Raw genomic sequence first — 25,277 nt, 5'->3', positions numbered from 1 at the left:
TCGAGCTGGCGCAGAACCTGCATCTCACGCCCATTCGCCGGTTTTCCGTCACCGGCCTCTGGAGGATTAGGATGCGTAGTCTGGTTTTGTTGCTGGCGTCGTTGACGCTGAGTGGTTGCATGACCGTCAGCGATATGGCCGAAGGCACCCGCTATCAGATGAGCGATGCCGGCTTGCTGGACCACAGCGATACCCGTCGTACCGCCTCGATTCGCGTACAGCCGGACTCCTTTATCTTCATCGCCCAGGGCGCCTTCGTGCCACCGGGCAGTGCCTATCCACGCCCGAACGTGGTGGCTGAAGAAGCCTTCAACGGCTTCGTCGAATATTTCCCCATGGTACGCCGCGCCCGTCAGCCGCAAAGCCTGGAGCAGGCTATGTCCGAGGCCCGCGCAGCCGGTGCCCATTACCTGCTGTACTGCCGCTTCGCCAAGGCCGATGACCGTATCGGCAACGCGGATGAATGGGCCGACCAGGAGGCGCTGGACCGCCTCGGCCTGGACAACGGTGTTATCCAGATCATGTTGATCGAGACCAGCACCCAGTATTTAATTGATACCGCACGTATTCGCAGTCGTGGCGGTTTACTGACGTTCCACGACAACAAGCCAGAAGACCTGATTGCTCGTCCCCTGGCCCAGTACGCCCGAGGCTTGCTGGGCATGAGTAATCAGTAAAGAACGGAGAAGCCCATGACCGATTCCGCCAAGGCCAACGACCTGCTGGCCCAACTGCCCAAAGGCAAGGGACCGGCACCGGTGCACTTGTGGAACCCGGATTTCTGCGGCGACATCGACATGCGCATTGCCCGAGACGGCACCTGGTTCTACCAAGGCACGCCGATCGGGCGCAAGCCGATGGTCAAGCTGTTCTCCAACATCATCCGCCGCGATGGCGATGATTATTTCCTGATCACACCGGTGGAAAAGGTCGGCATTCGCGTCGATGACGCGCCGTTCGTGGCGGTCACCCTGGAGGCCGTAGGGCAGGGCGAAAGCCAGGTGCTGCGCTTTACCACCAATGTCGACGAACAGGTCGACGCCGACATCGAACACCCGTTACGGGTGGTGATCGATCCCGTCACCCAGGAACCTTCGCCGTACCTGCGGGTGCGCACCAACCTTGAAGCCCTGGTACATCGCAACGTGTTCTATCAATTGGTGGAACTGGCGGTGAGCCGTCCATTCAACGGTCAGAACTGGCTGGGTGTCTGGAGTGCCGGGGAATTTTTCCGTATTGGCCTGGAGCCCTGAGGCCGGTTTTTTCATCCGATTGAAATAATTCGCTTGCCGTGATCGCGCACTTTCGGTTATCAATTTGTACATGATTAGACATGTCCGATTTGATAAGAAAAAACGCGTCGTCGACGAACTCATCCGCCGTATCGAGGGTGGGGTAATGGCCGATGGCTTCCTGCTGCCGGGCGAGCACCAGTTGGCCGAAGAGTTCGCGGTCAGCCGCGGTACCCTGCGTGAAGCCCTGGCTGAACTCAAGCGACGCCACTACATCGCAACCCAGAGCGGCGTCGGCTCCATCGTCACCTTTGACGGCATGGTGCTCGACCAGCGCAGCGGCTGGGCCCAGGCCCTGGCCGACACCGGCGCACGGGTGAACACCGATATCCTGCGCCTGGAAGCCGTGACTCGCCCGGACCTGTTCAGCCGTTTCGGCAGCGACCAGTTCATCGCTCTCGACCGCCGTCGCCGTACCACCGATGGCACCGCCGTGTCCCTGGAACGCTCGCTGATGCCGGCCTCCGGCGGGCTGGACAGCTTGCCGAAAGTCGGCCTGATCGATAACTCTCTGACCATTACCCTGGCGGCCTACGGTTACATAGGCGCCGAAGGCGACCAATGGATCGGCGCCGAGCCTCTCAGCGATGAAGACGCCGAACTGCTGGGTCGCCCGGCGGGCACGGTGTTCCTGAAAGCGTCGCGCACCACCTACGACCGTCGCGAACGTTTCATGGAATACGTCGAAAGCTTGCTCGACCCGCTGCATTTTCGCCTGCACCTTCAATTTGGACATTCGAAATGACTTCCCACGATCGCGCCCTCGGCGCCTTCTACGGCCTGGCCCTGGGCGATGCCCTGGGCATGCCGACCCAATCCTTGAGCCGCGAGCAGGTGCGGGCACGTTTCGGTGCCATCACTGGCCTGGAAGCAGCCGACGCCGACCAGCCCATTGCGCCGAACATGCCCGCCGGTTCCATCACCGATGATACCGAGCAGGCGATCCTGGTGGGCGAGTTGCTGGTCGAAGGCCGGGGCACGATCGAACCCGCCGTGCTGGCCCAGCGCCTGATCGACTGGGAAGCAGTGATGCGCGCCAAGGGCTCGCAGGATTTGCTCGGCCCTTCCACCAAGCGTGCGATCGACATGATCCTTGCTGGCCATACGCCGGAAGAGTCCGGGCGCTATGGCACCACCAATGGCGCAGCGATGCGTATCACGCCGGTGGGGATCGCGGCCGATGTCAGCGATCCGGTGCGGTTTATTCAGGCGGTGATCCAGGCCTGCCAGGTCACCCATAACACGTCACTGGGCATCTCCAGCGCGGCGGCGGTGGCGGCGGTGGTGTCTGCCGGCATTAACGGCGTCGACCTGGGCGAAGCGCTGAACCTCGGTACCCAGCTTGCCCAACAGGCGGAAGGCCATGGCCACTGGGTGGCTGGCGGGCGAATCTCCACGCGCATCAGTTGGGCACGGACCTTGAGCGTCGGCAGCGGCGACAAGGCCCTGTTCGCTGACCTGTTGTATGAATTGATCGGCACTTCCGTGGCTTCCCAGGAATCGGTGGTGGTGTCGTTTGCCCTGGCCCAGCAAGTGGCGGTGGGTGAGCTGGATGCTTTCGAGGCGCTGTGTGTGGCCGCCAGCCTGGGTGGCGACACCGACACCATCGCCGCGATTCTCGGCGCGATGCTGGGTGCGTGCCTGGGCATGCAGTGCTGGCCGCAGGGGATGATCGAGCAGGTCAAGCAGGTCAATGGCCTGGATCTGGAGCTGCTGGTTCAGGGCCTGCTCAAAATTCGATACGCACCACAGCTCCCACATTGACCGAGTCGAGTCAGGAAGTATTTGCCAACAACCACAACAATACAGGCACCAGGAGCACCCCCCATGAGCAGCACCTCTTCCGGCCAAAGCGCCGGGCAATTGGAAACACGCGGCATCGAACCGGTTCCGGAAGGCGAGTGCAACGGCCATCCGCTGCAACTGTTCTGGGTGTGGTTCGCCGCTAATATCAGCATCCTCGGCTTGCCGCTCGGGGCGACACTGGTCGCGTTTCGCGGCCTGGCGATCTGGCAGGCGGTCATCGTGGCGATTCTTGGCGCCGCCGGCTCCTTTGCGGTGGTGGGCATCATCTCCATCGCCGGTCGTCGCGGCCGCGCGCCGAGCCTGACGCTGTCGCGCGCGATCTTCGGCGTGCGCGGCAATATCGGTCCCACGCTGGTGTCGTTGATGTCGCGCCTGGGGTGGGAAACCGTCAACACCACCACGGCGGCCTTTGTGCTGCTGTCGCTGTGTTCGATCCTGTTCGGTACGGCGGTCGAGGCCAAAAGCGCACCGGGGCTCACGCTGCTGTTCATCGCCATTTTCGTGTTGCTGACCCTGGCCGTTTCGGGCCTGGGCCATGCCACCCTGCTGGTGATCCAGAAGTGGGCGACCTACGTGTTCGGCGCGTTGAACATTCTGGTCGGGGGCTTTCTCTGCGCCACCATCGACTGGAGCGCCGTGTTCAACGCCACGCCTGCACCGCTCAGCGCGATGATCATCGGCGTCGGCACCATGGCCGCCGGCACTGGTATCGGCTGGGCGAACGCCGGTGCCGACATGTCGCGTTACCAGCACCGCAGCGTCAAGGCCGCGCGCCTGGTGGCGTCCGCCGCGTTTGGTGCGGGCATTCCGCTGGTGTTGCTGATCACCCTAGGCGGCCTGCTCTCGGTGGGCAATAACGACCTGGCCTCGGCCACCGACCCGATCATCGCGATCCGCGACATGCTGCCGACCTGGATGGCTGTGCCGTACCTGATCACCGCCTTTGGCGGGTTGCTGTTGTCCAATAACCTGTCGGTGTATTCGGCCGGCCTCACCACCTTGACCCTGGGCTTGAAGGTCAAGCGCGTGCATGCGGTGATCGTCGACATCGTGGCGATCTTCGCCGGCTCGATTTACTTCATGCTGATCGCCGACAGTTTCTACGGCCCGTTCATCACCTTCATCTCGTTGCTGGCAGTGCCGATCACGGCGTGGGTCGGCATCTTTGTGGTCGACCTGATGCATCGTCACTACTACAGCCCCAGGGACTTGCTGGACGTAAGCCCGAGCAGCGCCTATTGGTATCGCGGTGGCGTGGAGTGGCGTGCATTCGGCGCCTGGGCGGTGGCGATCGTGCTGGGGTTCAGCTTCACCACCATCGGCACCACCGCCCAGAACATCTGGTTCGCCGGGCCGTTGTCCGACTCCTGGCTGGGCCACAATGGCCTGGGCTGGATTGTCACGTTCCTGGTGGCCGGCGGGATTTATGCAGTGTTGGGCGGCGCTTCGGACCGTCGCCCAGCCTCGGTTGAGCGCGCTGATGTCTAGATTGCTGCACACCGGCCAGGTCATCGTCGACCTGGTCATGGCCCTCGATACCTTGCCCGCGACGGGCGGCGACGTGTTGGCGCGATCGGCCAACTTCGAAACCGGCGGGGGCTTCAATGTGATGGCGGCCGCGCGACGCAATGGCCTGCCGGTGGTTTATCTGGGCCGTCACGGCAACGGCCGCTTCGGCGACCTGGCGCGTGCGGCGATGCAGGCCGAGGGCATTGAAATGGCGCTGGCGGCGAGCGATGGCAAGGACACCGGTTTGTGTGTGTCCCTGACCGAAGCCAGCACCGAGCGCACCTTCATATCCCACATCGGCGCCGAAGGTGAGTTGAGTGCCGAGGACTTGGCCACCGTGTCGCCCCAGATTGACGATTATGTGTATGTCAGCGGCTACAGCTTGCTGCTGGAGGGCAAGGCGCAGCCGCTGATCGATTGGCTGCTGGCGCTGCCGCCGGAGATCGTGGTGGTGTTCGACCCGGGCCCGCTGGTGAAGGCGCCGGACTCGACCTCGATGCGCGCGTTACTGCCACGTATCGACATCTGGACCAGCAATGGCCCCGAAGCCCTGGCATTTACTGGCGCTGGGGATATCGCCAGCGCGCTGCCCGAACTGGGCCGACATCTGGCCGCCGAGACCTTGCTGGTGGTTCGCGATGGGCCCAATGGCTGCTGGGTAGGGCGTGCGGGTTCGGTTGAGCACGTGCCCGGCTTCAAGGTGCAGGCGGTGGACAGCAATGGTGCGGGGGATGCGCATGCGGGCGTGTTTGTGGCGGGCTTGGCCAGTGGCTTGAGTCCTACCGCTGCTGCACGGCGTGCAAATGCGGCGGCGGCCTTGGCGGTGACACGCTGGGGGCCTGCGACTTCGCCGGGCGCCACTGAAGTCGATGCATTAATCAATGGCTAAACCGAGATCAAAATGTGGGAGCGGGCTTGCTCGCGAAAGCGGTATATCAGTGCAAGATTTGTTGCCTGACACTCCGCTTTCGCGAGCAAGCCCGCTCCCACATTGGATTGGTGGTTACCCGGCTTTTTTCAGTGCTTCGATGAGCTCGTCCTTGCGCATCGTCGAGCGCCCCGGAATATCCTTCGCCCTCGCTTCCTTAAGCAGACTCTCCTTGGTCTGGGTGCCCAACGAAGCACGGCTGCTGCGTGGTTTTCCCTCACGGCTGGCGGCGGCGCGCTTGGCCGAATCATGCCTGTCCGTGGCTTTCCTGGCAGGCGCCTTGCGCTGGCCCGAACCACCGGCCTTTTCGCCACCGCCGGACTGCTTGTTGACGGTGGCCCAGGCGCGGGCTTCGGCTTCATCCTTGGACACGCCTTTGTGCTCGTAACTCTCTTCGATACGAGCGGCCTGGCGTTTCTGTTCGGCGGTGTATTTGGCTTTGCTTCCACGAGGCATCGCGATACTCCTTCCGGCCCCGGACAACGGGGCCAGACCTGACAAATGAATTAATGAGCGCTTTCGCCCTCCAGCTTGCGCGCCTCATCCACTCCGGACGCGGTCAGCTTGATGGGCAGGTTCAACGAATATTCACCGGCATCGTCAGTGGCCACATTCCCGTCCCTGATCAGCCCGCGGTCCTGCAGGAACGCCAAGACACTGGCGACCTCTTTTTCACCGCGGTAGTTGTCCAGCACCTCCTTGCCCAGGCCTTGCGGATGAGCGTGCAGCAGGCGGGTGAGGACTTCTTTTTCAAGGTTTCTATCGACGTTCATGCGTACCTCTTCATTAGTAAATGATCGGGTGTTCGTCTTGCGTCTAATGGCTCAAGGCGCAGGCTGTTTCGGTGCGCCCGGGACGTTGGAGTCATCACCTTTGTTGACGCCGGGTTGGTTGACGCCGGGGCCCATCTTGCCGTTGCCGACAGCGGAGGGTGCCTGGCGCTGGGTGTCATTGCCCTTGGTACGTGGGTCGGCACCGTTATCGATAATAGCGCCACCATTGGTGTCGAGACCGGTGCCCATCGAATCCTGAGATTCCTGCGTGGCAGGGCTCGGAGGGGTACCGACTGGGTCGGTTGGGCCCGTGGTCGAGCTGGCAGCAAAGGCGCTCAGCGACGCGGCAGACAACAGACCCGTGAGGGCGAGGGCAGCAAACTTGGAATTTTTCATGAGGGTGTCTCCATATGATTAATGTCCTTACCCTGTATTGGTCAGCCTCGGTTTGCTGTTTGTGCCTGGGTGGCGACGAACGGTCCTATGGCAGCTGTAAGATTTTATGTGTCGATGCCCGACGCCAGATCAGCCGTGCGACGGTGATCAACCAGTTGAACACTGCCACCGCCACCAGGCTCAGCAGCAGTGACGGCAGGCCATAAGCGACGATGATGTGTCCCGCCAGCAGCGGGAACCCGAACACGCCGACGAAATACGCCAAGCTGAACAGCAGCAACGCCTGGGACGTAGTGCCGGCCGGTGCTTCATTGGCCACCAGCCCGTTGATCACCGAGTACGTCAGGCCGTAGCCCACGCCCAGGGTGATCGCCGCGAGCAGATAACTGAAGGTTCCCGACACCGTGAAGGCAAACATCAGCACCGAGACCAGCATCAGCCCCGACAACACACACGCCGTCATATAGGCATCGCGCTTGACCACAAACCCGGCAATCAATAAACGACTGCTGATCGCCGCGCTCAGGAAGCCTAGGAAGAACAACGAATAGTCCAACGACTGCGCCGCCGCGTAGCTGGTCTGGAACGATGACAGTCCACCGAATACACAGCCGCCCAGGCCCACCATCAGGATCGCGAACGCGGCTTTGGAAGACAGTACCTGGCGGGTAGCCGCCCAGGAGATCTTTGCCACCGGTGCATTGCCTTGCTGCTTGAGACGGGGGCCCAGGCGCCAGAACATCACCACTGCGACCAGGCTCGCAACGGCGGCGATGTGGAAGGCGGTCGTCAGCGGCAAGCCCAACGCGCTTGCCGCCCGCCCCAGCAGTGGGCCGGCACCGATGCCGCTCATCATGCTGCCTGACAGCAGCGCAAAGTACTTGGCGCGGTGCCGCGGCTCCACTAATAGGGTCACGATGATCGGCCCCAAGGTGTAGAACACGCCCCAACCCAAGCCCAGGGCCAGGCCAAACACCATCAGCCCCTGGCCGAACCCAGGTGTCAGCGCAAAGCCCAGGCACGCCACCACCAACAGCAGGCCCATGCCGGCAATCGCCCGCGCCGCGCCCAGCGCATCGGATAAATAGCCGGAGACCACCACCGCTACAAAGGTGCTCAGCATCGCCGTGGAAATCACACTGCCCGCATCGTGCTCATTGCCACCGCGTGTATGAATCAATAGCGACAGTAGAAAGGTCGAGCCGTAAGACAGCGACAGCAGAAAACTGGCAAGGCAAAACAGGGCGAACAGGTGTGTGCTCACCGGGGATTTTGAATGCATGGGGCGGCCTGGAAGTCGTTGATGTGATGCCTGGCTTTTTAGCATGCGCGCTGCTGCGGATTGTTGCGTGGTTGGTGGTGCCAGCGTTACCCGCTGACGGAGTGACGCCCTGGGCATAATGAAATTGCACTGCAATCAGACACAAAAGCGCCTTAATATGTGGGCTTTGACATTGCCCAAGGTTAGCCCATGACCATCGAGATTCGCCCCGCCGTGCCCAGCGATGCTGCGCAGATCCTGACGTTCATCACTGAACTGGCCGAGTACGAGAAGGCGCGGCATGAAGTGATCGCCAGCGTGGTGGATATCGAGCGCAGCCTGTTCGGCGAAGGCGCTACCGCCCATGGCCTGATCTGTTCGCGGGACGGCGTGCCGATTGGTTTCGCGGTGTTCTTTTTCAGTTATTCCACGTGGTTGGGCAGCAACTGCCTGTACCTGGAAGACCTCTACATCAACCCGGAACAACGCGGCGGCGGGGCAGGGAAAAAGCTGCTGCGGCACCTGGCGAAAATCGCCTTCGATAACGGTTGCGGGCGTTTTGAGTGGAGCGTTCTGGACTGGAACGAGCCGGCGATTGCCTTCTACAAATCCATCGGCGCCCAGCCGCAGGAGGAGTGGGTGCGTTATCGCATGGAAGGCGATGCGCTGCGGGATTTTGCCCTCGGCTGAAGCACATTCCGAAACCAGCGAAAATCTCCTGTGGGAGCGGGCTTGTGTGGGAGCTGGCTTGCCTGCGATGGCATCCCCTCGGTGTAACTGAAGAACCGAGGTGTCTGTATCGCAGGCAAGCCAGCTCCCACACAAAGCCTGCTCCACATTATCCTTTGAAGTATGCTCACAATATGGGATGCAAATTTATATATTGAGATATTTCAAATGATGGGTTTATAGTCGCCTGCATCAGCACTCACTGCCAAAAATAAAACAGGTGAAGCGATGCAGGCACAACCGTTGTCACTCCCCGCCGTGCCCGAGCCCACTTACGGTGAACGGCTCAAAGGCAAGGTCGTGATCATCACGGGCGCCGCCCAGGGCATTGGCGAGGCTATCGTCGCGTGTTTCCAGGCCCAGCAGGCGCGGTTGATCATTGCCGATATCCAGGCCGAGAAGGTTGAGCGCGTCGCCGCCCATTGGCGCGAACGCGGTGCCGATATCTACGCGCAGTCCGTCGATATCACGTCCAAAGAGCAATGGCAGGCGCTGGTCAACCTCGCGATAGAGCGCTTTGGCCGTGTGGATGTGCTGGTCAACTGCGCCGGCGTCAACGTGTTCCGCGACCCGCTGCAAATGACCGATGAAGACTGGCGACGCTGCTTCGCCATCGACCTCGACGGTGCTTGGTTCGGCTGCCGCACGGTGCTGCCGCACATGATCGAGCAGGGCATCGGCAACATCATCAACATTGCCTCCACCCATTCCAGCCACATCATTCCCGGCTGTTTTCCTTATCCGGTGGCCAAGCACGGTTTGCTCGGCCTCACCCGTGCCCTCGGCATCGAGTACGCGCCCAAAGGCATCCGCGTGAATGCCATTGCGCCGGGCTATATCGAAACCCAGCTCAACGTCGATTACTGGAACGGTTTCCCCGACCCCCAGGCCGAGCGCCAGCGCGCGTTCGACCTGCACCCGCCCAAGCGCATCGGCCAGCCGGTCGAGGTGGCGATGACTGCGCTGTTCCTGGCGACCGACGAGGCGCCCTTTATCAATGCCACCTGCCTGATGATCGATGGCGGGCGGTCTGTGATGTACCACGACTAAAACCTGCAGCTCTGAATAACAACAAGAGGTAGCTCATGTTCAAGAAGACTCTAGGCGCAGTGGCGCTGGCGATGGCATTCAGCGGTGTGGCACTTGCTGAAGAAGTGAAGATCGGTTTTCTGGTCAAGCAGGCCGAAGAACCCTGGTTCCAGACCGAATGGGCCTTTGCCGAAAAAGCCGGCAAGGAACACGGCTTCACCGTGATCAAGATCGCCGTGCCGGATGGCGAAAAAACCCTTTCGGCCATCGACAGCCTGGCCGCCAACGGCGCCAAGGGCTTCGTGATCTGCCCGCCGGACGTGTCCCTGGGCCCGGCCATCGTTGCCAAGGCCAAGGTCAACGGCTTGAAAGTCATGGCGGTGGATGACCGCTTCGTCGACGCCAAGGGCAACTTCATGGAAGACGTGCCGTACCTGGGCATGGCCGCGTTTGAAGTGGGCCAGAAGCAGGGCGCCGCCATGGCCGCCGAAGCGAAGAAACGCGGTTGGGATTGGAAGGACACCTACGCGGTGATCAATACCTTCAACGAACTCGACACCGGCAAGAAGCGCACCGACGGCTCGATCAAATCCCTGGAAGAAGCCGGCATTCCCAAGGACCACATCCTTACCGCCGCGCTCAAGACCCTTGATGTTCCCGGCAGCATGGACGCCACCAACTCGGCCCTGGTCAAACTGCCCAGCGGCGCGAAGAACCTGATCATCGGCGGCATGAACGACAACACCGTGCTCGGCGGCGTGCGCGCCACCGAAAGCGCCGGCTTCAAGGCCGCCAACGTGATCGGCATCGGCATCAATGGCACCGACGCCATCGGCGAACTGAAGAAAGCCGACAGCGGCTTCTTCGGCTCGATGCTGCCCAGCCCGCATATCGAGGGCTACAACACGGCGCTGGCGATGTATGAGTGGGTCACCACCGGCAAGGAACCCGCCAAGTACACCGCCATGGACGAAGTGACCCTGATCACCCGCGCCAACTTCCAGGAAGAACTGACTAAAATCGGGCTGTGGAAATGACCGGCGCGGCCTTGCGTTTCAACGGCATCGGCAAGGAGTTTCCCGGTGTGAAAGCCCTGGCGCAGATCAGCTTTGAAGCACGGCCGCGTGAGGTGCACGCGTTGATGGGCGAGAACGGCGCGGGCAAGTCGACCCTGCTGAAGATCCTCGGCGGGGCCTACATCCCGAGCAGTGGCTCGCTGCAGATCGGCGAGCAGACTATGGCGTTCAAGTGCGCTGCCGACAGCATCGCCAGCGGCGTCGCGGTGATCCACCAGGAGCTGCACTTGGTACCGGAGATGACCGTGGCCGAGAACCTGTTCCTCGGGCATTTGCCGACGCGGTTCGGTGTGGTCAATCGCAGCCAGTTGCGCAAGCAGGCGCTGGCTTGCCTCAAGGGCTTGGCCGATGAAATTGATCCCGACGAAAAGCTTGGTCGGCTGTCCCTCGGCCAGCGCCAGCTGGTGGAAATCGCCAAGGCGCTGTCCCGTGGCGCCCATGTGATCGCCTTCGACGAACCCACCAGCAGCCTGTCGGCGCGCGAGATCGACCGCTTGATGGCGATCATCACCCGCCTGCGTGACGAGGGCAAAGTGGTGCTGTATGTGTCGCACCGCATGGAAGAAGTGTTCCGCATCTGCAACGCCGTTACGGTGTTCAAGGACGGGCGCTATGTGCGCACGTTCGAGGACATGAGCGCGCTGACCCATGACCAGCTGGTGACGTGCATGGTCGGCCGCGATATCCAGGATATCTACGATTACCGCCCCCGTGAGCAGGGCGCGGTCGCGCTTAAAGTCCAGGGGCTGCTCGGCCCGGGACTGCGTGAGCCGGTCAGTTTCCAGGTCCATAAAGGCGAGATTCTCGGCTTGTTCGGGTTGGTGGGCGCGGGGCGCACCGAGCTGTTTCGGCTGCTGAGCGGATTAGCGCGCACCACGGCAGGACAGCTTGAGCTGTGCGGCGAAAGCCTGCAGTTGCGCTCACCGCGCGACGCCATCGCAGCCGGCGTGCTGCTGTGCCCGGAAGACCGCAAGAAGGAGGGCATCATCCCGCTGTCCAGTGTGGCCGAGAACATCAATATCAGCGCACGCGGCGCGCATTCCGCGTTCGGTTGGTTGCTGCGCGACGGCTGGGAAAAGCGCAACGCCGACCAGCAAATCAGCGCCATGAAAGTCAAGACACCGAATGCCGAACAGAAAATTATGTACCTCTCGGGCGGCAATCAGCAGAAGGCCATTCTCGGTCGTTGGCTCTCAATGCCGATGAAAGTGCTGCTGCTGGATGAGCCGACCCGTGGCATCGATATCGGCGCCAAGTCGGAGATCTACCAGATCATCCACAACCTGGCGGCCAGCGGCATCGCGGTGATCGTGGTGTCCAGCGACCTGATGGAAGTGATGGGCATTTCCGACCGCATCCTGGTGATGAGCGAGGGCGCCCTGACCGGCGAAGTGACGCGCGACCAGGCGGATGAAGCACGGCTGTTGCAACTGGCTCTCCCGCGTTCGCGGGCTTGAAGAATTCGAGGTGAATGATGTCTGAGGTAAAAACTGCAAAGGGCTTCTGGCCGGCGTTCAACCAGCGCAAGTTCCTCGATGATTGGGTGATGCTGTTGGCCGCCCTGGGGATTTTCGCGCTCAGTGCGCTGTTTATCGACAACTTCCTCTCGCCGCTGAACATGCGCGGGCTGGGCCTGGCGATTTCCACCGTGGGCATTGCCGCGTGCACCATGTTGTTCTGCCTGGCGTCGGGGCACTTCGACTTGTCGGTAGGCTCGGTGATTGCCTGTGCCGGCGTGGTGGCGGGCATTGTGATCCGCGACACCGACAGCGTGGTTCTCGGCGTTTCGGCCGCGCTGGCCATGGGCCTGGTGGTGGGGCTGATCAACGGTATCGTGATCGCCAAGCTGCGCATCAACGCGTTGATTGCAACCTTGGCGACCATGCAGATCGTGCGCGGCCTGGCCTATATCTTCTCCAACGGCAAGGCGGTGGGGGTGATGAACGAGGACTTCTTCGTCTTCGGCAACGGCCAACTGCTGGGCGTGCCGGTACCGATCATCATCACCGTGCTGTGCTTTGTGTTTTTCGGCTGGTTGCTCAACTACACCACGTACGGGCGCAACACCATGGCCATCGGCGGCAACCAGGAAGCGGCGTTGCTGGCCGGGGTAAACGTTGACCGCACCAAGATCATCATCTTTGCCGTGCACGGCTTGATCGGCGCCCTGGCCGGGGTGATCCTCGCCTCGCGCATGACCTCGGGCCAGCCGATGATCGGCCAGGGCTTCGAGCTGACGGTCATTTCGGCCTGCGTGCTGGGTGGGGTGTCGTTGAGTGGCGGCATCGGCATGATCCGTCATGTGATTGCCGGCGTGTTGATCCTGGCGATCATCGAAAATGCGATGAACCTGAAGAACATCGATACCTTTTACCAGTATGTGATCCGGGGTTCGATCCTGTTGCTGGCGGTGATCATTGACCGCATGAAGCAACGCTGAGTCCTGTCATGTGAAGACCAGCAAGTGTGTGTGCTGGCTTTTTTGTGGGAGCTGGCTTGCCTGCGATAGCATCACCTCGGTCTGACTGAGAGACCGAGGCGTGCGCATCGCAGGCAAGCCAGCTCCCACAGAAAGCCCGCTCCCGCAGTTGGATCTCCTCAGTATTCAGGTTGACCTTTTGCCATAATGGCGCCGTTTTCGTACTTCCCCAATAGGTCCGCCATGCAGGAAACCCCCCACACCCCCGCCAAAGATGCTGCCCCCACCGGCACCCAGACCCTGCTGCGTGGCCTGGGCGTGGTGCAGGCGGTGGCGGCCGGCGCGCGGGATCTCAAGGAGATCGCCAAGCGCATCGGCACCACCCGCAGCACTACCCACCGCCTGGCCAGTTGCCTGGTGGACGAGCGTTACCTGCGCGTGGTGCCGCAGGTCGGTTACCTGTTGGGGCCCAAGTTGATCGAGCTGGGTTTCCAGGCGCGTGAAGAGCTGCCGCTGGTGACCCTGGCCATACCGTATCTGGACGAACTGTCGGCGCTGACCGGCGATACCATCCACCTGGCCATCCGCGAATACGACGACGTGCTCTACCTGCACAAGAACCCTGGCCGCTACGGCCCGGAAATGCGTTCGCGGGTCGGTCATCGCATGCCGCTGGCGCGCACCGGGGTTGGCAAAGCGATGTTGCTGGACGATTCGGCCGAGGAGTGGCGGCGTCTCTACGAAACCAGCTTGCCGGAGGGCGGCAAAAACCTGCAATGGCCGCAGCACCCGGAGCAATCCTGGGCACAGTTCGAGCAGCGCATGCGTGAATACGTGGGGGGCGGGTACGCGTTCGACCTGGAAGACAACGAACCATCGATCCGTTGCGTGGCGGCACCGGTGCGCGATGCCAGCCGGCGTATCGTCGCCGGCATCAGCATCGCCAGTACCGTGCCCTACATGCCGCTGGAAAAAATGGCCGAGCTGATCCCTGTGATCAAACAGGTCGCAGCACGGCTCTCGGCGGAGCTGGGCGCGAAGGCCTGATCAGGCCTTCAGGGTCGCCATGTCGATGACGAAGCGGTACTTCACGTCACCGGCGATCATGCGGGCGTAAGCCTCATTGATCTGGCGGATGTCGAGCATTTCGATATCGCAGGTGATGCCATGCTCGGCGCAGAAATCCAGGACTTCCTGGGTTTCGGCAATGCCGCCGATCAGCGAGCCGGCCAGCACTTTACGGCCCAGCACCAGCTTGGCGGCGTTGACGGGCGGATCCACCGGCTCGATCAGCCCGACCAGGATATGCACGCCGTCAAAGCGCAGTACATCGAGATAGGGGTTCAGGTCGTGCTGCACCGGGATGGTGTCCAGCAAGAAATCGAAGTGCCCGGCGGCGGCTTTCATCTGTTCGGCGTCGGTGGACACGATCACGTGGTCGGCGCCTTGGCGGCGGCCTTCTTCGGCCTTGCTCGCCGAGCGCGTGAACAGGGTCACTTCGGCGCCCATGGCCTTGGCGAACTTGATGCCCATGTGGCCCAGGCCGCCCATGCCCAGGACCCCGACCTTATCGCCGGCCTTCACGCCGTAATGCTTGAGCGGCGAGTAGGTGGTGATGCCGGCGCACAGGATCGGCGCGGCGCTGGCCAGGTCGAGCGCGGCCGGGATCTTCACCACGAAGTGTTCACTGACCACGATGCTGTCGGAATAACCGCCCATGGTGTTGCTGCCGTCGACCCGGTCCGGGGTGGCGTAGGTCATGGTCGGCCCTTCGAGGCAGTATTGCTCCAGGTCCGATTTGCACGCGTCGCAATGACGGCACGAATCGACCATGCAGCCCACGCCCACCAGATCGCCGACCTTGTGTGCGGTGACGTTGGTGCCGACGGCGGTGACTTTGCCGACAATCTCGTGGCCCGGCATCAGCGGGTACACGGCGATGCCCCATTCGTTGCGCGCCTGGTGGATATCGGAGTGGCACACGCCGCAGTAGAGGATCTCGATCGCCACGTCATCGGCGCGCGGGCTGCGGCGCTGGAACGACATGGGGGCGAGGGGAGTGGTGGCCGACTGGGCGGCGTAACCGATGGCGGTGTACATGGAAAACCTCGCGAAAACGATGAAAAGTGAGGTGGGCCATTTTCCGCGCCGCCTCTGGAGGCGGCCATGGTGATTGCTCCGAGTGTCATGCCTATTCGTCCGGGAGTGCCCCTTGTTTGGATTTTGTGTCCCCGGACCTGCGATGATGCTCTCATCCCTTTTCAACGAAGTTTTTTGCCATGATGTTGACCCGCCATCTCGACGCCAACGCCACGCTGGTTGCCTTGATAGAAGGGCTTACGCCCCGCGACGGTTTTTCGCCCACCCACCTGCCTGGCGTGCAGGTGCTGCGCGCCAGTTGCGACGTTGCGCGTGGACCGCAGATCTACGAGCCCAGCCTGATGTTCGTGGCCCAGGGCAGCAAAGTCGCCTACCTGGGCCCGCGTACGCTGGAGTATGGCGCCGGGCATTACCTGATCCAGGCAATGCCGGTGCCGTTCGAGTGCGAGACCTTTGCCATGGCGCCCGATGCACCGCTGCTGGGCGTGACGGTGGGGATTGATCGCGTGGTGCTGGGCGAGTTGGTGATGGCCATGGGCATTCAGGCCGGGCCACCGCCGACGGCGCAGACCCTGGCGTCGATGAGTTCGGTGGTGCTCGATGATGCCATGCGCGGTTGTGTCGAGCGGCTGTTGCAGTGCCTGCACGATCCGCTGGAGAGCCGGATCCTGGGCCCGGCGCGGGTACGCGAATTGCTCTTCACTGCGTTGCGCGGGCCGCAGGCCGACGTGCTGCGCGCATTGGTAGAACAGCAGGGGCAGTTTTCGCGGATTGCCACTTCGTTGAATCACCTGCATGCCCATTACGCCGAGCCGCTGAATATCGAGACATTGGCCGGTTATGCGCACATGAGTGCATCGACGTTTCACGAGCATTTCAAGCGTTGCACACTGTTGTCGCCAGTGCAGTACCTCAAGCGCCTGCGCCTGCTCAAGGCCCAGCAGTTGCTGCTGGTGGAAGGCATGGGCGTGGCGCAGGCGGCGCACAGTGTGGGGTACCAGAGTACGTCGCAGTTCAGCCGTGAATACAAGCGCTATTTCGAGCGCAACCCTGGCGAAGAGCGGATGGCGTAGAAATTCCAGGCAGAGCGCAATCCAACTGTGGGAGCTGGCTTGCCTGCGATGCAGGCAACTCGGTATGTCAGGCACTCCGCAGTGATGCCATCGCAGGCAAGCCAGCTCCCACATTTGATTTGTGTTGACCATAAAAAAGGCTCCCGGTCCGGGAGCCTTTTTTGGTCAAGCAACCGCCTTACATATTCGGGTAAGTCGGGCCACCTGCGCCTTCCGGCGTGACCCAGGTAATGTTCTGCGAAGGGTCCTTGATGTCACAGGTCTTGCAGTGCACGCAGTTCTGGGCGTTGATCTGGAAGCGTTTCTCGCCGTCTTCCTTGGTCACCACTTCATACACGCCGGCCGGGCAGTAGCGTTGTGCCGGTTCATCGTAGAGCGGCAGGTTGGTGCCGATCGGGATGCTCGGGTCCTTGAGTTTCAAGTGGCACGGTTGCTCTTCTTCGTGGTTGGTACCGGAGATGAACACCGAGCTCAGCTTGTCGAAGCTCAGCTTGCCGTCGGGTTTGGGGTAGTCGATCTTCTTGCTGTCTTTGGCCAGCTTGAGGCAGGCGTAGTCCGGCTTGGTGTCGTGCAGGGTGAACGGCATCTTGCCGCCGAGGATGTTCTGGTCGAACCAGTTGAAGCCGGCGCCAAGGATCGGACCGAACTTGTGCATCGCCGCGCCGAAGTTACGGCTGGCGAACAGCTCTTCGTAAAGCCAGCTGGCTTTGAAGCCCTCAACGTAGTTGGTCAACTCGTCGCCACCTTCGGACTGCGCCAACAGGCGCTCGGCCACGGCATCGGCCGCGAGCATGCCGGACTTCATCGCGGTGTGGCTGCCTTTGATCTTGGCCACGTTCATGGTGCCCAGGTCGCAGCCGATCAACGCGCCGCCTTTGAACACCATCTTTGGCAGCGAATTGATGCCGCCCTTGGCCAAGGCGCGGGCACCGTAGCTGATGCGCTTGCCGCCTTCCAAATATTGGGCCAGCACCGGGTGATGCTTGAGGCGCTGGAACTCGTCGAACGGCGACAGGAAGGTGTTACTGTAGGACAGGTCGACGATCAGGCCCACGACCACCTGGTTGTTTTCCAGGTGATAAAGGAACGAGCCACCGGTGTTCTCGTTGCCCATGATGTCCAGCGGCCAGCCGGCGGTGTGCACCACCAGGCCAGGCTGATGCTTGGCGGGGTCGATTTCCCAGATTTCCTTAAGGCCGATCCCGTAGTGCTGGGTGTCGGCGTCGCTGTCCAGGTTGAAGCGCTTGATCAGTTGCTTGCCGATATGGCCACGGCAGCCTTCGGCAAACAGCGTGTATTTGCCGCGCAGTTCCATGCCTGGGGTGTAGACGCCTTCTTTGGGCTTGCCTTCACGGTCGACGCCGAGGTCGCCGGTGATGATTCCGCGCACCACCCCGTTCTCGTCGAACAGTGCTTCCTGGGCGGCGAAGCCTGGGTAGACTTCCACACCCAGGTTCTCGGCCTGCTGGGCCAGCCAGCGGCACAGGTTACCCAGGGAGATGATGTAGTTGCCTTCGTTGTGCATGGTCTTGGGCACAAAGAAGTCAGGCACCTTGGTGGATGCATCACTGCTGCGCAGTACATAGATGTCATCGCGCACCACGGGGGTGTTGAGCGGGGCGCCGAGGGCTTTCCAGTCCGGGAACAGTTCGTTCAGGGCGCGTGGTTCGAACACGGCACCGGAGAGGATGTGCGCGCCGACTTCGGAGCCTTTCTCGACCACGCAGACGCTGATTTCCTTACCGGCTTCGGCGGCCTTCTGCTTCAGCCGGCAGGCGGCGGACAGGCCAGCCGGGCCAGCGCCGACGATGACCACGTCGAATTCCATGTATTCGCGTTCCACAGGCTATCTCCTACTCAAGGCTCAACAGGCTTTTTTCTAATGGGTGGAGGTTCGGTGTCGGGTCCATCATCACTGTGCCAAATAGCAGGGGATGACTCACCTTTCTCTCTAGGTGGCGCATTATATCTACACCACTGTCAGCGTCCAATACAAACGTTTGTTTGAATTGGCCGCAGGCTAGGTAAATCAAAGTGGTGCGGCTTATGACTGGCCATTTTGCCGTATTGACCAGAATAGGCGTTCCGGTCAATATACGGTCGGTTTTGCGCTTACCGTAGGCAGACTGCAGGTTTCAAGAGCACGTCCAAAAGCAAGACAGGTGCTGCGCGTCCTGGCAATGGCGCGCAGTTTACACGCTGCGATAACGAATGACCTCTCGGTCACCACTGACGAACGGTCATCTGCCCTGCGCTGTGTCACTCGCCGAGGTTTTTGGAGGTGCCCTTGTGTGCCGATGAGCATCAACCGCCAGGTTCGCCTAGGCGACTTTCTTTTCACCGGAGAGTAACGAGGAATCCATGAAGGTTCTTGTAGCTGTCAAACGCGTTGTCGATTACAACGTGAAAGTTCGCGTCAAGGCGGACAATTCCGGCGTCGACCTCGCTAACGTCAAGATGTCGATGAACCCTTTCTGCGAAATCGCCGTGGAAGAAGCCGTACGCCTGAAAGAGAAAGGCGTGGCGACTGAAATCGTCGTGGTGTCCATCGGCCCGACCACTGCTCAAGAGCAGCTGCGTACCGCCCTGGCATTGGGCGCCGACCGCGCCATCCTGGTTGAATCCGCTGAAGACCTGACCTCCCTGGCTGTGGCCAAGTTGCTCAAGGCTGTTGTCGACAAGGAACAGCCGCAGATGGTGATCCTTGGCAAACAGGCCATCGACAGCGACAACAACCAGACTGGCCAGATGCTGGCTGCACTGACCGGTTACGGCCAGGGCACCTTCGCTTCCAAAGTGGAAGTGAGCGGCGACACGGTTGCGGTCACCCGCGAAATCGACGGCGGCGCACAGACCGTTTCGTTGAAACTGCCGGCCATCGTCACCACCGACCTGCGTTTGAACGAGCCGCGCTATGCGTCCCTGCCAAACATCATGAAAGCCAAGAAGAAGCCGCTCGAGTCCCTGACTCCTGAAGCTTTGGGCGTTTCCACCGCCTCCACCAACAAGACCGTCAAGGTTGAAGCGCCGGCTGCTCGCAGCGCAGGCATCAAGGTCAAGTCGGTGGCTGAACTGGTCGAGAAACTGAAAAACGAAGCGAAGGTGATCTGATCATGGCTATCCTCGTAATCGCCGAACACGATAACAAGGCGCTGGCTCCGGCCACCCTGAATACCGTGGCCGCTGCCGCTAAAATCGGTGGCGACATCCACGTACTGGTCGCCGGCCAGGGCGCTGGCCCAGTGGCTGAAGCCGCCGCGAAAATTGCCGGCGTCAGCAAAGTCCTTAACGCTGACAACGCCGCTTACGCGCATCAGTTGCCGGAAAACGTTGCGCCACTGGTTGCAGAGCTGGGTGCCGGCTACAGCCACATCCTGGCCGCTGCCACCTCCAACGGCAAAAACATCCTGCCGCGCGTTGCCGCGCAGCTGGACGTTGACCAGATCTCCGAGATCATCTCGGTTGAAAGCGCCGACACCTTCAAGCGCCCGATCTACGCCGGTAACGCTATCGCGACCGTACAGTCCAATGCTTCGGTCAAGGTCATCACCGTACGCGCCACCGGTTTCGACCCGGTTGCCGCCGAAGGGGGATCGGCTACCGTTGAAGCGGTCGCTGCCGCCCACGACGCTGGCACCTCCAGCTTTGTTGGCGAAGAGCTGGCCAAGTCGGACCGTCCTGAGCTGACCGCTGCCAAGATCGTCGTTTCGGGCGGCCGTGGCATGCAGAACGGTGACAACTTCAAGCACCTGTACGCCCTGGCCGACAAGCTGGGCGCGGCGGTCGGCGCTTCCCGCGCGGCGGTCGACGCAGGTTTTGTACCCAACGATATGCAGGTCGGCCAGACCGGCAAGATCGTCGCGCCACAGCTGTACATCGCCGTCGGTATCTCCGGCGCGATCCAGCATTTGGCCGGTATGAAAGACTCCAAGGTGATCGTTGCGATCAACAAGGACGAAGAAGCACCGATCTTCCAGGTGGCCGATTACGGCCTGGTGGCGGACTTGTTCGAAGCCGTACCTGAGTTGGAGAAGCTGGTCTAATCCAGCCGCTTCACTTATAAAGAGCCCGGTCCTTGTGACCGGGCTTTTTTTTGGACTTTTGTTGGAGCACCTTGCCATGGACCTGCGCCCCTTGACCCTGCTGTTGGGCCTTATGTTGCTGCCGACGCTGTCGCTGGCCGCCGGCAAGTGCGAGCGCCTGGTGATCACCGGCAGCCCGGACGCACCGCCCTTGCTCTGGCGCGACCCGCAAGACCCCACGCACTTGATCGGCGCCACCGCCGATGTGTTACAGCAGGTGGCCAAGGACCTCGGGTTGAAAATCGACCTGCTTTACGGCGGCAAGCGCTCCCTGGCCTTGGAAGAAGTGCGCACTGGGCGCATGGATATCCTCGCCGATGCACCGCTGACCGTCGGCGAGCTGGAAACCCTCGACTACATCCACCCGGCGCTGGTGCAAACCGACTATCTCGTCTGGACGCGCAAGGATTCGACGCTGGTCTACGCCACGGCTGCCGATCTGCATGGCCTTAAGGGCGCCCTGTCGGAGCGCGCGCGCCTGACCCGCGAATTTGAAGCCTTCGCCGGCCAGCAACTGACGCTGCAGCGCTTTCCCAGCTTGACCCCGGCGTTCCAGAAACTGTTGCTGGGGGAGGTGGACTACGTGTTGGCCGGGCGGTATTCCGGCATGGCCATGGCGCAGACCTTGGGCATGAGCAATGACCTGATCGCCCGCGAGGTGCCCATCGATCAGCCGGGCCTGTACCTGGCGATTTCCCACAACTCGGCCTGCAATGATCCGTGGTTGCGCGGACAGCTCGCTAAAAAGATGACAGAATTGCAGACGTCCGGTGTGGCGCAAACCGCGCTGCAGCGCAATCTGGAGCGCTGGAAAGCACAATTGCAGCAGCCCGTCGGCACCCAAACAAAGTAGGAATTTTCAGTGACTCTTCGACCTCTTTTCGCGGCCCTCGCCGTTGTCGCTCTGGCGGGATGTGCAGCCGATCCTGCGCCGAATGAACAAATGCGCCTCACCCAGCAAGCCTTGGAACAAGCCAGCGCGGTGGGTGCCAGCAAGGACGATTCACCTGAACTGAAACTGGCCGCGGACAAATTCGCCCAGGCCCAGGCCGACATGGCCGACCAGTCCTACAAGGACGCGCGCATGCAGGCCGAACAAGCCGAGCTGGATGCGCGCCTGGCCGAAGCCCAAGTGCTGACCCGCAAGAGCCAGGAACAACTCAACGTGCTCAACACCCGCATCACGCGCCTGCGCAAGCAATTGCAGTTGGGGGAAGCGCAATGAGCCCGATGATCCGTGGTTTGGGTTGTGCCGTGCTGCTGGGCAGTGCGGTGCTGGGCGGTTGCGCCAGCCATCCCAGTGGCGAGCAGGCCCTGCAGCAGGCGGGCAGCGACTTCCAGAAGGTCAAGGAAGACGCCAACGTGTTGCGCATTGCCCCCAAGGATGTGATCCGCGCCGGTGAGTCCCTGGCCCGCGCCGACCGCTTGTCCAGCTACTGGGGCAGCGGCGCGGACGTGGTGCATTACGCCTACCTGAGCCAGCGCTACAGTGCGATCGCCCGTGAGCACACCGAGCAGGCGCTCAACGAAGAGCGCGGCGCCAAGCTCGAACTGGAACGCCAGCGCCTGCAACTGGCCCTGCGTGAAAGCAAGCTGATTAGTGTGCAGCAGCAGGGCAAATGGCTCGAGGAGCAGATCGCCAGCCTGACCACCACCCAGACCGATCGCGGCCTGGTGATGACCCTGGGCGACGTGCTGTTCGATACGGGCGAAGCGGAGCTGAAAAACTCGGCCAACCGCACCGTGCTGAAAATCGTACAGTTCCTGCAGCTCAACCCCAAGCGCGTGGTGCGCATCGAGGGGTATGCCGACAATACCGGCGGTGAGCGCGAAAACCTCAAACTGTCCCGTGACCGCGCGCAGTCGGTGGCGGATGTGCTGGAGGACCTGGGGATCGACGAAAAACGTATCCAGGTCGAAGGTTATGGCGATCAGTACCCGGTGGAGGCCAATGCGTCCGAACGGGGCAGGGCGCAGAACCGCCGCGTGGAAATTGTGTTCTCTGACGAGAAAGGTCAACTGGGCGCCGCTCGCTAAGAGCCCGCTGGAGATCAAACTGTGGGAGCGGGCTTGCTCGCGAAAGCGGTGTGTCAGTCAAGGATACTCCAACTGAACCACCGCTTTCGCGAGCAAGCCCGCTCCCACATTGATTATGCATACACCCAAAACTATCAATAAGCCATTCTCTGCAGGGCTACAGTTTTTACTGTCACTCCCGCCCGCGCTCGACTATTGTGGCAACTGTTCCCGTACACTTCTAAACTGTGCCGGTATGTTTCACACAAAAATAAAATACCCGTGGAATCGAGTGCTGCGTCATGACCAATCTGTTGCTTTACCAACGTATCGCCCAGCAACTGGCTGAGGACATCCGGCGCGGTGTCTATCAACCGGGCGAGCGCGTGCCTTCGGTGCGCAAGATGAGCTCCCAGTTGAACGTGAGCCACGCGACGGTGTTGCAGGCCTACGCCAATCTCGAGGACCAGGGGCTGATCCGGGCGCGACCGCAGTCCGGCTATTACGTGCACCAGACGCCCGCGCTCACCGCGCCGACGCCGGACATCGCACGGGTCGAACGCCCGGGGCTGGTCACCCGCAGCAGCATCATCCAGCAGGTGTTGGGCGAATCGCGTCGCGAAGGCGTATTCCCGTTGGGCGCCGCCGTGCCCAGCGTGGACTACTTGCCGGTGCGTGCGCTGCACCAGCAATTGGCCAAGGTCACGCGTTTCCAGAGCCCACGGGCGTTCAGCTACATGTTCAGCCCCGGTTTCGAACCGCTGCGCCGCCAGGTGGCGATCCGCATGCGCGATGCGGGCGTGGTGGTGGACCCTTCCGAGGTGGTAATCACCCACGGTTGCGTCGATGCACTGCAGATGTCGCTGCGGGTGTTGACGCGGCCCGGCGACCTGATTGCCGCGGAGTCACCAACCTATTACGGCTTGCTGCAGCTGGCCGACCTGCTGGGCCTGAAGGTCATCGAGATTCCCAGCGACCCCTCCACCGGCATGAGCCTGGAAGCCCTGCAACTGGCGGCCAACCAATGGTCGATCAAGGCGCTGGTGCTGACCACGCGCCTGAGCAATCCGCTCGGCGGCACCATGCCTGAGGAGCGGCAGAAACAGTTGCTGCGCCTGGCCTCGGATTTCGATATCCAGATTGTCGAGGACGATATCTACGGCGAGTTGATGTTCGAACTCGGCCGTACCAAGGCCCTGAAAGCCTATGACCGTCTGGACCGGGTCATCTATTGCTCAAGCTTTTCCAAGACATTGTCCCCAGGCGTGCGCATCGGCTGGATGATCGCCGGCAAGTACCAGCAGGAGATCCAGCGCCTGCAGATGTTCAGCACCCATTCGGCGTGCAGCGTCACCCAGATGGGCGTCGCGGCTTACCTGGAAAACGGCGGCTACGACCGGCACTTGCGCTATATCCGCCAGGAATACCGCAAGAACCTCAGCGCTTTCCAGCTGGCGGTGCAGCAATATTTCCCGGAAGGCACGCAGATGACCCGTCCGACCGGCGGCTTTATCCTGTGGGTCAGTTTGCCCGGACGGGTCAATACCCAGGAACTGCACGTACGCGCACTGCAACAGGGCATCAGCATTGCGCCGGGGTTGATCTTCAGTAACACCGAGCAGTTCAACCACTGCATTCGCCTCAACTGCGGCACACCGTGGAACCGCGAGGCAGAGCGCGCGCTGATGACCCTGGGGATGCTGGCCAGCCAGCTCTGCCAGGAAACGGCGGCGGCTGCGCTCTAGGTGTAATTGGAACGTCAGAGGGAAAAATCCTATAGCACGCTGATCACTGCGCTTGTCATGGCGTGCACAACAAGCGAGCATATGGGCATCTGCCGTAAATGCTGTAGGCAATATGACCTCTATTTTTCGCGCTGTTCTGGTGATTGGCTTGTTAGGCCTGTGCAACGTCGGCACAGCGCTGGCGGCGCCACCTGTGAGCGATTCCAAGCCCGCCGCTGAACAGAACGCCGCGAAAAAGACGGTCCCCGCCAGCAAAGCGCCTGCCGTGAAGAAGCAAACCGCCAAAGCCAAGAAACGGGCGGCCCGTAAGTCCAAGTCGTCCCGTGAAGTGGCGCAGACACAATTGCCACCGGCACAGTTGGATCTGTCCCTGCCGTCGGACATGGTCAGGCATCTGGAGCCAGTTGGCACCATGCCTAAGCCCAAGAGCGTGCCCCTGCTGCCGCCCATGTTTGGCGAGAAGCCCACTGACAACAGCGCGTTCCAGATCAACGGCCGTTTGCTCAGTAATGAGATGAAGCTGCAATTGCGCAACGAAGAACGGCGTGATGTGGAAGGTGCAGCGCTGGAATTCGAGTTCAAGCAGTAAATGTTTGCGGCAAAGGTGATGCAGGCTCACGACCTTGTGTCGGAGACTGGCCGGTCACTTCTGATTTCAGCGAAAAACCCCTGTTAGACCATTTTAAAACGGCTGTTTAAGGGCGTACTCTAGCCCGGCCATCCCCTTTGAGTCGTCGAGAACCTGCTGATCATGAATTGCCGTGAAGGCTGTGGCGCCTGCTGCATCGCCCCCTCCATCAGCTCGCCTTTGCCGGGAATGCCACAGGGCAAACCGGCCGGCGTTCGCTGCCTGCACCTGTCGGTCGAACAGCTGTGCCTGCTGTTCGGGCAGCCCGAGCGACCGACGGTGTGCGGCGAGTTCAAGGCGGATATCGAAGTCTGCGGTACCGACCAGGCCGATGCGATCCGTTTGATCGGCTGGTGGGAGCAGATGACGGCGGCGTGATGGGCTTTACTACCCGAACTTCAACAATAAGGAATAC

At 61.5% G+C, this 25,277-nt stretch carries 27 protein-coding genes; 21 read left to right on the top strand and 6 right to left on the bottom strand.

The window, feature by feature from the left end; translation table 11 throughout:
• Positions 1-71: 71 nt before the first annotated feature.
• The 6 genes from H0Z09_RS21885 (at position 72) to H0Z09_RS21860 (ending at position 5,496) form a co-directional block, all read left to right on the top strand.
• Positions 72-677 carry a DUF4823 domain-containing protein gene (locus H0Z09_RS21885; protein WP_076949573.1) on the top strand — a complete coding sequence of 202 codons (606 nt, stop codon included), beginning with the start codon at positions 72-74 and terminating at the stop codon, positions 675-677.
• A 15-nt stretch (positions 678-692) separates the two neighbouring features.
• Positions 693-1,253: a DUF1285 domain-containing protein gene (locus H0Z09_RS21880; RefSeq protein WP_186693407.1), complete on the top strand. Its 561-nt coding sequence runs from the start codon at positions 693-695 to the stop codon at positions 1,251-1,253.
• Positions 1,254-1,323: 70 nt separating this feature from the next.
• Entirely contained in the window at positions 1,324-2,037 is a 714-nt protein-coding gene (locus tag H0Z09_RS21875) for a GntR family transcriptional regulator (protein WP_076949571.1), read from the top strand.
• Positions 2,034-3,056, top strand: a complete 1,023-nt coding sequence (locus tag H0Z09_RS21870; protein ID WP_186693398.1) for an ADP-ribosylglycohydrolase family protein — start codon at positions 2,034-2,036, stop codon at positions 3,054-3,056. Before H0Z09_RS21875 ends, H0Z09_RS21870 begins: the two co-directional genes overlap by 4 nt.
• Before the next feature lie 63 nt (positions 3,057-3,119).
• The gene (locus H0Z09_RS21865; protein WP_186693396.1) at positions 3,120-4,586 is read left to right on the top strand and encodes a cytosine permease; all 1,467 of its coding nucleotides are present in this window, start codon (positions 3,120-3,122) and stop codon (positions 4,584-4,586) included.
• Positions 4,579-5,496: a PfkB family carbohydrate kinase gene (locus H0Z09_RS21860; protein WP_186693394.1), complete on the top strand. Its 918-nt coding sequence runs from the start codon at positions 4,579-4,581 to the stop codon at positions 5,494-5,496. The genes H0Z09_RS21865 and H0Z09_RS21860 overlap by 8 nt, the downstream gene beginning before the upstream one ends.
• A 114-nt stretch (positions 5,497-5,610) precedes the next feature.
• Here H0Z09_RS21860 and H0Z09_RS21855 read toward each other — a convergent pair whose 3' ends face one another.
• The 4 genes from H0Z09_RS21855 to H0Z09_RS21840 all read right to left on the bottom strand — a co-directional run bounded on the left by H0Z09_RS21855 (position 5,611) and on the right by H0Z09_RS21840 (position 7,986).
• Positions 5,611-5,991, bottom strand: a complete 381-nt coding sequence (locus tag H0Z09_RS21855; protein WP_186693392.1) for a Rho termination factor N-terminal domain-containing protein — start codon at positions 5,989-5,991, stop codon at positions 5,611-5,613.
• Between the two features lie 50 nt (positions 5,992-6,041).
• Entirely contained in the window at positions 6,042-6,308 is a 267-nt protein-coding gene (locus tag H0Z09_RS21850; RefSeq protein WP_186693390.1) for a hypothetical protein, read from the bottom strand.
• Between the two features lie 51 nt (positions 6,309-6,359).
• On the bottom strand, positions 6,360-6,704 hold the full coding sequence (locus H0Z09_RS21845) for a hypothetical protein (protein WP_186693388.1): 345 nt from the start codon (positions 6,702-6,704) through the stop codon (positions 6,360-6,362).
• Positions 6,705-6,789: 85 nt separating this feature from the next.
• Positions 6,790-7,986, bottom strand: coding sequence for an MFS transporter (locus H0Z09_RS21840; protein ID WP_186693386.1), 1,197 nt, complete (start codon positions 7,984-7,986; stop codon positions 6,790-6,792).
• Between the two features lie 189 nt (positions 7,987-8,175).
• Between H0Z09_RS21840 and H0Z09_RS21835 the strand changes: the two genes are divergently transcribed.
• From H0Z09_RS21835 to H0Z09_RS21810, 6 genes are all read left to right on the top strand, one after another.
• Positions 8,176-8,655 (top strand): GNAT family N-acetyltransferase, encoded by a 480-nt coding sequence (locus H0Z09_RS21835; protein WP_076949985.1) that lies wholly within the window; start codon positions 8,176-8,178, stop codon positions 8,653-8,655.
• 267 nt (positions 8,656-8,922) lie between these two features.
• Positions 8,923-9,744, top strand: coding sequence for an SDR family oxidoreductase (locus tag H0Z09_RS21830; protein WP_186693384.1), 822 nt, complete (start codon positions 8,923-8,925; stop codon positions 9,742-9,744).
• A 35-nt stretch (positions 9,745-9,779) separates the two neighbouring features.
• A complete protein-coding gene (locus H0Z09_RS21825; RefSeq protein WP_186693382.1) occupies positions 9,780-10,760 on the top strand; it encodes a substrate-binding domain-containing protein in 981 nt (326 codons plus the stop codon).
• Complete coding sequence (gene araG, locus H0Z09_RS21820) at positions 10,757-12,256, top strand: L-arabinose ABC transporter ATP-binding protein AraG (RefSeq protein ID WP_186693379.1); 1,500 nt, start codon at positions 10,757-10,759, stop codon at positions 12,254-12,256. The genes H0Z09_RS21825 and araG overlap by 4 nt, the downstream gene beginning before the upstream one ends.
• Positions 12,257-12,273: 17 nt before the next feature.
• Positions 12,274-13,239, top strand: coding sequence for an L-arabinose ABC transporter permease AraH (gene araH / locus H0Z09_RS21815; RefSeq protein ID WP_076949984.1), 966 nt, complete (start codon positions 12,274-12,276; stop codon positions 13,237-13,239).
• 222 nt (positions 13,240-13,461) lie between these two features.
• Entirely contained in the window at positions 13,462-14,265 is an 804-nt protein-coding gene (locus tag H0Z09_RS21810; RefSeq protein ID WP_186693377.1) for an IclR family transcriptional regulator, read from the top strand.
• Here H0Z09_RS21810 and H0Z09_RS21805 read toward each other — a convergent pair whose 3' ends face one another.
• Positions 14,266-15,318 (bottom strand): NAD(P)-dependent alcohol dehydrogenase, encoded by a 1,053-nt coding sequence (locus tag H0Z09_RS21805; protein WP_186693375.1) that lies wholly within the window; start codon positions 15,316-15,318, stop codon positions 14,266-14,268. It abuts the gene before it with no gap.
• A 179-nt stretch (positions 15,319-15,497) separates the two neighbouring features.
• Between H0Z09_RS21805 and H0Z09_RS21800 the strand changes: the two genes are divergently transcribed.
• Complete coding sequence (locus tag H0Z09_RS21800) at positions 15,498-16,391, top strand: AraC family transcriptional regulator (protein ID WP_186693373.1); 894 nt, start codon at positions 15,498-15,500, stop codon at positions 16,389-16,391.
• A gap of 178 nt (positions 16,392-16,569) precedes the next feature.
• Here H0Z09_RS21800 and H0Z09_RS21795 read toward each other — a convergent pair whose 3' ends face one another.
• Entirely contained in the window at positions 16,570-18,234 is a 1,665-nt protein-coding gene (locus H0Z09_RS21795) for a 4Fe-4S dicluster domain-containing protein (RefSeq protein ID WP_186693371.1), read from the bottom strand.
• A 518-nt stretch (positions 18,235-18,752) separates the two neighbouring features.
• Between H0Z09_RS21795 and H0Z09_RS21790 the strand changes: the two genes are divergently transcribed.
• The 8 genes from H0Z09_RS21790 (at position 18,753) to H0Z09_RS21755 (ending at position 25,240) form a co-directional block, all read left to right on the top strand.
• Complete coding sequence (locus H0Z09_RS21790) at positions 18,753-19,502, top strand: electron transfer flavoprotein subunit beta/FixA family protein (protein ID WP_186693369.1); 750 nt, start codon at positions 18,753-18,755, stop codon at positions 19,500-19,502.
• 2 nt (positions 19,503-19,504) lie between these two features.
• On the top strand, positions 19,505-20,434 hold the full coding sequence (locus H0Z09_RS21785) for an FAD-binding protein (protein ID WP_186693367.1): 930 nt from the start codon (positions 19,505-19,507) through the stop codon (positions 20,432-20,434).
• A 76-nt stretch (positions 20,435-20,510) separates the two neighbouring features.
• A complete protein-coding gene (locus H0Z09_RS21780) occupies positions 20,511-21,326 on the top strand; it encodes a transporter substrate-binding domain-containing protein (RefSeq protein WP_076949553.1) in 816 nt (271 codons plus the stop codon).
• Between the two features lie 9 nt (positions 21,327-21,335).
• A complete protein-coding gene (locus H0Z09_RS21775) occupies positions 21,336-21,698 on the top strand; it encodes a DUF4398 domain-containing protein (protein WP_186693365.1) in 363 nt (120 codons plus the stop codon).
• Positions 21,695-22,510: an OmpA family protein gene (locus H0Z09_RS21770; RefSeq protein WP_090220067.1), complete on the top strand. Its 816-nt coding sequence runs from the start codon at positions 21,695-21,697 to the stop codon at positions 22,508-22,510. Before H0Z09_RS21775 ends, H0Z09_RS21770 begins: the two co-directional genes overlap by 4 nt.
• A 281-nt stretch (positions 22,511-22,791) precedes the next feature.
• Positions 22,792-24,234, top strand: a complete 1,443-nt coding sequence (locus tag H0Z09_RS21765; RefSeq protein ID WP_076949550.1) for a PLP-dependent aminotransferase family protein — start codon at positions 22,792-22,794, stop codon at positions 24,232-24,234.
• 112 nt (positions 24,235-24,346) lie between these two features.
• The gene (locus tag H0Z09_RS21760) at positions 24,347-24,823 is read left to right on the top strand and encodes a translation initiation factor 2 (RefSeq protein WP_186693363.1); all 477 of its coding nucleotides are present in this window, start codon (positions 24,347-24,349) and stop codon (positions 24,821-24,823) included.
• Positions 24,824-24,985: 162 nt separating this feature from the next.
• Complete coding sequence (locus H0Z09_RS21755) at positions 24,986-25,240, top strand: YkgJ family cysteine cluster protein (RefSeq protein WP_186693362.1); 255 nt, start codon at positions 24,986-24,988, stop codon at positions 25,238-25,240.
• The last annotated feature ends 37 nt before the right edge of the window (positions 25,241-25,277 follow it).

The organism is Pseudomonas sp. SWRI18, from assembly GCF_014268345.1.
In the GTDB taxonomy this organism is placed as follows: domain Bacteria; phylum Pseudomonadota; class Gammaproteobacteria; order Pseudomonadales; family Pseudomonadaceae; genus Aquipseudomonas; species Aquipseudomonas cedrina.
The sequence above is the reverse complement of the archived record's forward strand: the minus strand, read 5'-3'. Positions and strand labels throughout refer to the sequence as shown.

What these genes read in the sequence shown, in the direction of transcription:
- H0Z09_RS21885 (WP_076949573.1), top strand. Translation starts at nt 72, where the DNA reads ATGCGTAGTCTGGTTTTGTTGCTGGCGTCGTTGACGCTGAGTGGTTGC.
- H0Z09_RS21880 (WP_186693407.1), top strand. Translation starts at nt 693, where the DNA reads ATGACCGATTCCGCCAAGGCCAACGACCTGCTGGCCCAACTGCCCAAA.
- H0Z09_RS21875 (WP_076949571.1), top strand. Translation starts at nt 1,324, where the DNA reads ATGATTAGACATGTCCGATTTGATAAGAAAAAACGCGTCGTCGACGAA.
- H0Z09_RS21870 (WP_186693398.1), top strand. Translation starts at nt 2,034, where the DNA reads ATGACTTCCCACGATCGCGCCCTCGGCGCCTTCTACGGCCTGGCCCTG.
- H0Z09_RS21865 (WP_186693396.1), top strand. Translation starts at nt 3,120, where the DNA reads ATGAGCAGCACCTCTTCCGGCCAAAGCGCCGGGCAATTGGAAACACGC.
- H0Z09_RS21860 (WP_186693394.1), top strand. Translation starts at nt 4,579, where the DNA reads ATGTCTAGATTGCTGCACACCGGCCAGGTCATCGTCGACCTGGTCATG.
- H0Z09_RS21855 (WP_186693392.1), bottom strand. Translation starts at nt 5,991, where the DNA reads ATGCCTCGTGGAAGCAAAGCCAAATACACCGCCGAACAGAAACGCCAG.
- H0Z09_RS21850 (WP_186693390.1), bottom strand. Translation starts at nt 6,308, where the DNA reads ATGAACGTCGATAGAAACCTTGAAAAAGAAGTCCTCACCCGCCTGCTG.
- H0Z09_RS21845 (WP_186693388.1), bottom strand. Translation starts at nt 6,704, where the DNA reads ATGAAAAATTCCAAGTTTGCTGCCCTCGCCCTCACGGGTCTGTTGTCT.
- H0Z09_RS21840 (WP_186693386.1), bottom strand. Translation starts at nt 7,986, where the DNA reads ATGCATTCAAAATCCCCGGTGAGCACACACCTGTTCGCCCTGTTTTGC.
- H0Z09_RS21835 (WP_076949985.1), top strand. Translation starts at nt 8,176, where the DNA reads ATGACCATCGAGATTCGCCCCGCCGTGCCCAGCGATGCTGCGCAGATC.
- H0Z09_RS21830 (WP_186693384.1), top strand. Translation starts at nt 8,923, where the DNA reads ATGCAGGCACAACCGTTGTCACTCCCCGCCGTGCCCGAGCCCACTTAC.
- H0Z09_RS21825 (WP_186693382.1), top strand. Translation starts at nt 9,780, where the DNA reads ATGTTCAAGAAGACTCTAGGCGCAGTGGCGCTGGCGATGGCATTCAGC.
- araG (WP_186693379.1), top strand. Translation starts at nt 10,757, where the DNA reads ATGACCGGCGCGGCCTTGCGTTTCAACGGCATCGGCAAGGAGTTTCCC.
- araH (WP_076949984.1), top strand. Translation starts at nt 12,274, where the DNA reads ATGTCTGAGGTAAAAACTGCAAAGGGCTTCTGGCCGGCGTTCAACCAG.
- H0Z09_RS21810 (WP_186693377.1), top strand. Translation starts at nt 13,462, where the DNA reads ATGCAGGAAACCCCCCACACCCCCGCCAAAGATGCTGCCCCCACCGGC.
- H0Z09_RS21805 (WP_186693375.1), bottom strand. Translation starts at nt 15,318, where the DNA reads ATGTACACCGCCATCGGTTACGCCGCCCAGTCGGCCACCACTCCCCTC.
- H0Z09_RS21800 (WP_186693373.1), top strand. Translation starts at nt 15,498, where the DNA reads ATGATGTTGACCCGCCATCTCGACGCCAACGCCACGCTGGTTGCCTTG.
- H0Z09_RS21790 (WP_186693369.1), top strand. Translation starts at nt 18,753, where the DNA reads ATGAAGGTTCTTGTAGCTGTCAAACGCGTTGTCGATTACAACGTGAAA.
- H0Z09_RS21785 (WP_186693367.1), top strand. Translation starts at nt 19,505, where the DNA reads ATGGCTATCCTCGTAATCGCCGAACACGATAACAAGGCGCTGGCTCCG.
- H0Z09_RS21780 (WP_076949553.1), top strand. Translation starts at nt 20,511, where the DNA reads ATGGACCTGCGCCCCTTGACCCTGCTGTTGGGCCTTATGTTGCTGCCG.
- H0Z09_RS21770 (WP_090220067.1), top strand. Translation starts at nt 21,695, where the DNA reads ATGAGCCCGATGATCCGTGGTTTGGGTTGTGCCGTGCTGCTGGGCAGT.
- H0Z09_RS21765 (WP_076949550.1), top strand. Translation starts at nt 22,792, where the DNA reads ATGACCAATCTGTTGCTTTACCAACGTATCGCCCAGCAACTGGCTGAG.
- H0Z09_RS21760 (WP_186693363.1), top strand. Translation starts at nt 24,347, where the DNA reads ATGACCTCTATTTTTCGCGCTGTTCTGGTGATTGGCTTGTTAGGCCTG.
- H0Z09_RS21755 (WP_186693362.1), top strand. Translation starts at nt 24,986, where the DNA reads ATGAATTGCCGTGAAGGCTGTGGCGCCTGCTGCATCGCCCCCTCCATC.